This window comes from Novosphingobium sp. BW1 (assembly GCF_008107685.1).
In the GTDB taxonomy this organism is placed as follows: Bacteria; Pseudomonadota; Alphaproteobacteria; order Sphingomonadales; family Sphingomonadaceae; genus Novosphingobium.
Genome location: NZ_VIRF01000021.1, coordinates 1 through 6,105 on the forward strand (window position 1 = coordinate 1; position 6,105 = coordinate 6,105).

Consider the following 6,105-nt stretch of genomic DNA (forward strand, 5'->3'; position numbering starts at 1 on the left):
ACTTCCAGATCGGCAGCGCTTGCCCTCCAGAACCATCCCAAAGACGCTTTACACATAGACCAGCGCATGGGGCCCGCGGGTTCCTGCACTGGAGGCTTTCGTACGCAAGCGCCCGAAACCCTTCACAAAAGCCGACCTTTGTCGCCTGCCGCCTGAACGATGCCTTTGTCCCAATGACGGTCGATCACTGGGCCGCGACAGCCAGATGAACAAAAGGCCGGTTTTCGGGAGCCGTTTCGAGCGGTTGAATGTCTGCAATTCAGGCGATCCCGGCGACGGGGCAGTGGGTGATGCAACTTGCAGCAGCCGACCAACACAAGCCGCTCAGCGGTGAGGCCGTGAACGACAGGTTCTGCCGGAACCCGCCATGACGGAAAACACCTGTTTGTTGTACGTCTAAGCAAGACTGCTCGTCTTTGGCCGGCATCCGTGCGTTTGAGAGGCTGCGCGATCTCATAGCCTGCTCGGCGCCAACGGTTTTATTTTCCGAGCTTCGGGAAGGGTGCCTTGGCGATCGTCACCTTGTTGGTCAGCAGCAGGCGCGCTTGGGTCCCCCATTGGCCGATGAACAGGTCACCCTTGCCATCGCTGTCGAGATCGCCCTTGGCCATGCTCCAGCTGCGCCCGATGGTGTCGTTGGGAATCATGTCCAGGGTCACATCGGTGAACCGGCCCTTGCCGCCGTTGCGCCAGGCGCGCACCTGCAAGGGGACGAAGCCCGGCACCTGGATGGCGCCGACGATGATGTCCGGCGCGCCGTCGTGGTCGAAATCGACGATCTCTCCGCCCCAGCTGGAGAAGCGGTGCGCGGGCAGGCTTTCGGCGGTACGGTCGCGCCAGTGGCCCTTGCCGTCGTTGATCAGCAGGCGGGTCTGTGGATCTTTGTCCCAGCCATGGTTGTTGCTGGTCAGGTTGAAGAACACGATGTCGGGCTTGCTGTCGGCATTGGCGTCGAACACGTGGACTTCGCGCGAATCCAGCGGCGCCTTGATCTCGAGCCGGTCCGAGGCGTCGGTGAAATGACCTTTGCCGTCGTTGAGGTAGAGCGCGTTGGGCGGGTCCTGGTTGGCCAGCACCATGTCGAGATCGCCGTCGCCATCCATATCGGCCAGGACGATGCCCTGGGTGCCGAGCTCGCTCTTCGGCAAGTGCGTGGCAGTGGCGTCGATGAAGTGGCCGGGCCGCGCCGGATCGTTCAGCCACAGGAAGTTCTGTGCCGAGGCGGCACCCTTCTCGTTGGTGTTGCCGATCGCGATGTCCGGCAAGCCGTTGCCATCGACGTCGCCGACAGCGAGCGCGTTGCCCTCGCTATGGCGTGGCAGGCGGTCGCTGGCGTCGGTGAAGATCCCCCCCGCACCACCGAGGAACAGCTGGTGCACGCCGTCGTCCTCAGCAACGAACAACAGGTCCATGTAGCCGTCGCGGTCGAAGTCGGCGGCTTCGACGTGCTCGCTATCGTGCACCACCGTACCCAATGCGCCTTGCTGCCAGGTCAGCTTGCCATGGCCGTCATTGAGGTAGAGGCGGTTGACCCCGTATTCGACCGCGACCGCGACATCCAGGTCACCGTCTTTATCCACATCGACAAAGGCGGCATCGAGCGCGTGGAGCCAGGGATCGAGCGGGACGTTCACACGCGTCGCATCTACGTATTCGGGCGAGCGCTTCTCCTGCGCGCTTGCGGCAGCGGCGCCAAGCGCCAGCGCACACCCGGCACCGAGCATCCATAGCCTATGAAGCATGAGAGCCATGGTATCTTCCTTTTGTCAGCGCTTCGCGCCGAACGTGCCGACATAGAGGCCGCCGTTGCCGGCCAGTTCAGGGCTGGAGCGCGACGTGATCGCAAAGGCGACATGCCGGCCGTCGGGGGCGATGACCGACTGGTGCGCGGTGGCGCCCAGGTCGCTCACATTCGTCAGCCGACGCGGGGGCCGGGCCATGTCGACCTGCACGGCATAGAGGTCGAACGGGCGATCGAAGCCCTTGAGCCGTCCATACGGCGCATAGTCCTTCAGGTCGTCCGCACTTGGCAGGTCCATTCCCGTGCGCTTCGCCATGAACGACATGAAGCTGGCCGGATGGCTGCTCAGGCCGCGCCACTTGCCATCGGGGTCCGACGCGCGATTGGATTCCTCCAGCCCGAAGGCTTCGTCGGGAAACAGATGCGTCTCTGTGTGCGCGGGATCGGTGTAAAGCGCGCTGACTTTGCCCGAGGCGACGTCGACTTTGACCATCTCGTCGTCGAGTAACCTGTCACGCTTCAAGATCGTGTAGAAGGTGACCGACTTGTCGTCATCGGCGAACCCATAGGCTTCTGCGACCGTCATCTCGCGCGGCGCCTTGGCACTGCCCGCCTCGTAAAGGACAGTGCGGTTGTCCAGCACAGCCTGGCCTTGCCTCACGGTCAGGGTTCCGATCCGGAGCAGCGACCTGCCATCGCTGGCATCGCCCCACGCGAGCTTCACCGCGCCGTTGGCGCCGGGCATGCGCGAGATCGCGATTTCACCAAAAGCGGGGGCATCGAGCCGCTGCAGCGGTCCCAACGCGGCAGACATCCAGAACAGCTCTTGGGGATAGACCGGCCGCTTCCCATCCGAGCCGGGTCGCTTTGGGGCGAGCACCAGAAAGCCGCCGCCCGGCAGGTAATAGATTCGGGTCACGGTCTTCTCCTCGCCCAGATGGCAAGTGAGGCAGCGGACCTTTCGGGTCGTGAGGTCGATCTCGTAGCCGGGAGTAATGCGCACATCGGATTCAGTGAAGGCGATCCGCTTGCCGTCCGCCGACCAGTCCGGACGATTGCCCCAGTCGAGCACCCGCTCCATTTTGAACGGTGCGGTCATGTAGTCGATCTTCGCCGCAGCCATAGCCAGGCTCGGCGAGGCGAATCCAGCGATGACGGCGATGATACGAAGCGCGCCCGGGATCATGTGGAAACGTGTCATGGATATCCTGTCAGTTGAGCGTCGACATGTGCATCAGGCCCTTAGGAAGGCGACACTCTTCGCGAGCGACTCGAAGCGGTCAGTGATGAATGGGGGTTCCTGCTCGACATAGAAGTTACGCACACCCGCGCGGTACGCAGCCGGGAGCAGCGCTTTCCAGTCTATGATCCCGGCACCGATCTCGGCGGGATCCTGCACGAATGCGAAGTTGGGCGAGACCTGCGCCTTGATATCCTTCACGTGCATCTGCCTCACGCGCCCGCGCAAGCTGGAAACCAGCGCAACCGGATCGAGTCCCGCCGCCGCGACCCAGCCGGCATCGATCTCGAAATCGACGAGCGCCGGGTCGGTTTCGCGCACAAGGATTTCCCAGCCGGTAGTGTCATCAACCGGCTCGAACTCAGCGTTATGGTTATGATAGGCGAGCCGCAGTCCTTCGCGCTGAAGCGCCGCACCGCGGGCGTTCAGGAGCGCTGCGGTCTGCTTCCACTGCTCCGCCCCCTTCTCGCGTAGGGCGCGGTGGAGATAAGTGGGAAACACTTCTCCTTCACGCCGGGCAATGTCGCGCGGAAAGATGAACATCTGCATTACCACGTTTCGCGCGCCGAGCACGGCGAGGTCAGCGGCGATCTTGCGCGCATCCTCGTCGGTCGTGCCCAGTTGCTTGTCATTGAGATGCACGCCAGTAATGGCGAGGCCCGCACTATCGGCGGCGGCACGCAACTGCTGCGGAGTCGCGCCATGAAAACCGGCAAGTTCGAGCGCGCCGAAGCCGATCGCGGACAAGCTTGCGAAAGTCCCGATAAGGTCCTTTTTGGCAAATTCGTCGACCGCATAGACCTGCACGCCGATAGGCAGGCGATGCGCGGTGAACACATTGGTGCTGCGGGCCCAAGTGGTGAGGGCCCCGACCGGGGCGGCCGCTGCCACACCGGCAGCGAGAGTCGTGCGAAGGAGGGAGCGGCGATCAAACGCGGACATTTTACCACCCATGGAAGAAGCGATGATGCACCGTATATCGGCCATCGCATGGCTAACCCTACCCCGAGGATGGTGCAATAGATATTTAATTGAGTTAAAGTTGTATCCGCCTAACGGATCTGTCCGAGCCGTCCATGTCCAAGCACGTCCGAACGGAACCCGACCTGTTATGAAAGTCCGATGATCTCACATAAGTCCAAGGCCCCCGCCGTCAGCGAAGATGGAGCCGACACGGCACCGCGAACACGAGGATATGCCAAGGGCGCCGCGCGCCGGGAGGAAATCCTTCGTGGAGTGATCGAGTTGATCGAAACAGATGGCTATCGACGCCAGACCCTGCGCGAGATCGGGCAGGCCCTGGCTATTGAGCCGGCGCATATCCTCTACTATTTCGGAAGCCGCGAGGAACTCTTGCAGCAGACGATCGAGTTCTGGGACGCTCAGTCTTTTCAGGACCTGCTCGATCCGCATCACGACAGCGGTCTTGATCTGTTCGTCGCAGCGGTAAGGCGCAATTGCGAGGCCCCCGGGATGGGGCATCTGTTTCTATCGTTCGCAGCGGACGCGATCGACCCGACGCATTCGGCGCATGCCTTCTTCAAGCGCCGCGTCAAGCAGATACATGCCGATCTGAGCCAGGCCGTGCGTCAGGAGCAGGAGCAGGGCCGGATATCCCTCAACATCGACTCAGCCCTGACCGCCCGACAACTGATGGCGCTTGCCGACGGACTCCAACTCCAGTCGCTCATCAGTCTGAAGGAAAGCGCGATCGATGATCTCGCACGATCGGTCGATCGATTGCGATCCCGGACAGTCTAGCAGGACTACCCCCATCCCGCACAGCAAAGATGAGCGAAAAGGCCCGTTCCGTGGATGATTTATTGCCTTCACAAAGAGAGCCCCTCTCCTAATCTGCTCCACTTTAGCTTGTTGTGAAATATTTGCATCACGACGGGGAGACGGGAGAGTCTTGGGCGACGCGAAACACATGTTTTCGGACAGATGCCTACACATATCCGCCGAAAATAGGCGGTATGACGCGTTTCACACGCCGCTTATTGAGGGGTGTGTACGACAAACCCCGCCGGATTGAGAAAGTGTCGGGAACCCTTCCAGGCGAGGTTTTCCGACACGCCCTCGCGGAAACGATTTGCATTACAAATTCCGAAGCGGTGATTTCGCTCCTGGCCAACCGTGCTCGGTCGCTGGCTAACAGCGCAGCCCCCGAACGGCCGCTTCATCCGGAACCTGTCGTTCGCGATGGTGCTCGCGCACGGCAGTTCAGTCCCAAAGTGCCGCGAAGTTGGCCCCTCGCCGAAGGCGAGGAGCCGATTGGTCAAATTTCAGTATTCTCGGCGAGGGCAAGCGCATCTTCCACGTCGATGCCGAGATAGCGCACTGTGTTCTCGATCTTGCTATGACCGAGAAGGATTTGAACGGCACGGAGGTTGCCGGTCGCCCTGTAGATGATCGATGCCTTCGTTCGCCGAAGTGAGTGCGTGCCATAGTCGCCTCGCATCAGGCCGACCCCTGTCACCCATTCATCTACGAGCCGGGCGTATTGGCGGGTGCTAAGATGCCCGTTATGGTCAACCCGGCTGGGAAAAACATAGTCATCGACCGTGCCGCCCCGCCGATCGAGCCAGGCCACCAAGCTAGCTCGAGCGTCGGGGAGCAGTTCGAACTGAACGGGTCGGCCTGTTTTCTGCTGCATGACGATCGCACGCGTTCGGATCTGTCCGCCGCTGACGATGTCGCCGATCTTCATCTGCACCAAATCGCAGCCCCGAAGTTTGCTGTCAATCGCTAGGTCAAATAGTGCCCGATCTCGCAAGCGGCGGCGCTGATTGAGGTAGAATCGGATCTCCCAGATTTGCTTCGGTTTCAGCGCGCGTTTCGCGCCGACGGTTCTTCCCGCATTCCAGACGGGGCGTTTGGTAGTGGTGGGTTCAGTTTCACGCATCTCCATGATCTTTCTCCGTTGGCCAGAGTGGCCGTCCGGAGAACGCTTTGGCGTCGGATAAGCAGGAAAGCCCCGAAGCGCCTGTCGACCAAAGCACGAACCCGCTTCGCGGGAGGGTCGCTTGGGGCGAGGTAGCGTAGTATTGTTCAGGCTTTGCGAGCGGCGATGTCGCCTTGCGACCGTGGAGTTCCTTCAACGCAAAGGAACTCACCATGGATA

The 6,105-nt window shown here is 61.4% G+C and carries 5 protein-coding genes; 1 reads left to right on the forward strand and 4 read right to left on the reverse strand.

All coding sequences use genetic code 11. The features are described from left to right. Nucleotides 1-479: 479 nt before the first annotated feature. The 3 genes from FMM79_RS00230 to FMM79_RS00240 are packed head-to-tail and all read right to left on the reverse strand — an operon-like array spanning nt 480 to nt 3,923. Entirely contained in the window at nt 480-1,751 is a 1,272-nt protein-coding gene (locus FMM79_RS00230; protein ID WP_148625063.1) for a VCBS repeat-containing protein, read from the reverse strand. A 15-nt stretch (nt 1,752-1,766) separates the two neighbouring features. Next, nucleotides 1,767-2,927: a hypothetical protein gene (locus tag FMM79_RS00235; protein WP_148625065.1), complete on the reverse strand. Its 1,161-nt coding sequence runs from the start codon at nt 2,925-2,927 to the stop codon at nt 1,767-1,769. Nucleotides 2,928-2,975: 48 nt separating this feature from the next. Then, the gene (locus FMM79_RS00240) at nt 2,976-3,923 is read right to left on the reverse strand and encodes a sugar phosphate isomerase/epimerase (RefSeq protein ID WP_162528393.1); all 948 of its coding nucleotides are present in this window, start codon (nt 3,921-3,923) and stop codon (nt 2,976-2,978) included. 294 nt (nt 3,924-4,217) lie between these two features. Between FMM79_RS00240 and FMM79_RS00245 the strand changes: the two genes are divergently transcribed. After that, nucleotides 4,218-4,742 carry a TetR/AcrR family transcriptional regulator gene (locus FMM79_RS00245; protein WP_162528394.1) on the forward strand — a complete coding sequence of 175 codons (525 nt, stop codon included), beginning with the start codon at nt 4,218-4,220 and terminating at the stop codon, nt 4,740-4,742. Nucleotides 4,743-5,259: 517 nt separating this feature from the next. On the opposite strand, the gene FMM79_RS00250 is transcribed toward FMM79_RS00245, so the two are convergent. Then, nucleotides 5,260-5,892, reverse strand: a complete 633-nt coding sequence (locus tag FMM79_RS00250; RefSeq protein WP_148625071.1) for a tyrosine-type recombinase/integrase — start codon at nt 5,890-5,892, stop codon at nt 5,260-5,262. Nucleotides 5,893-6,105: the final 213 nt, after the last annotated feature.

Coding starts and splice junctions, on each gene's coding strand:
- FMM79_RS00235 (WP_148625065.1), bottom strand. CDS start 2,927: ATGATCCCGGGCGCGCTTCGTATCATCGCCGTCATCGCTGGATTCGCC.
- FMM79_RS00250 (WP_148625071.1), bottom strand. CDS start 5,892: ATGGAGATGCGTGAAACTGAACCCACCACTACCAAACGCCCCGTCTGG.
- FMM79_RS00240 (WP_162528393.1), bottom strand. CDS start 3,923: ATGTCCGCGTTTGATCGCCGCTCCCTCCTTCGCACGACTCTCGCTGCC.
- FMM79_RS00230 (WP_148625063.1), bottom strand. CDS start 1,751: ATGGCTCTCATGCTTCATAGGCTATGGATGCTCGGTGCCGGGTGTGCG.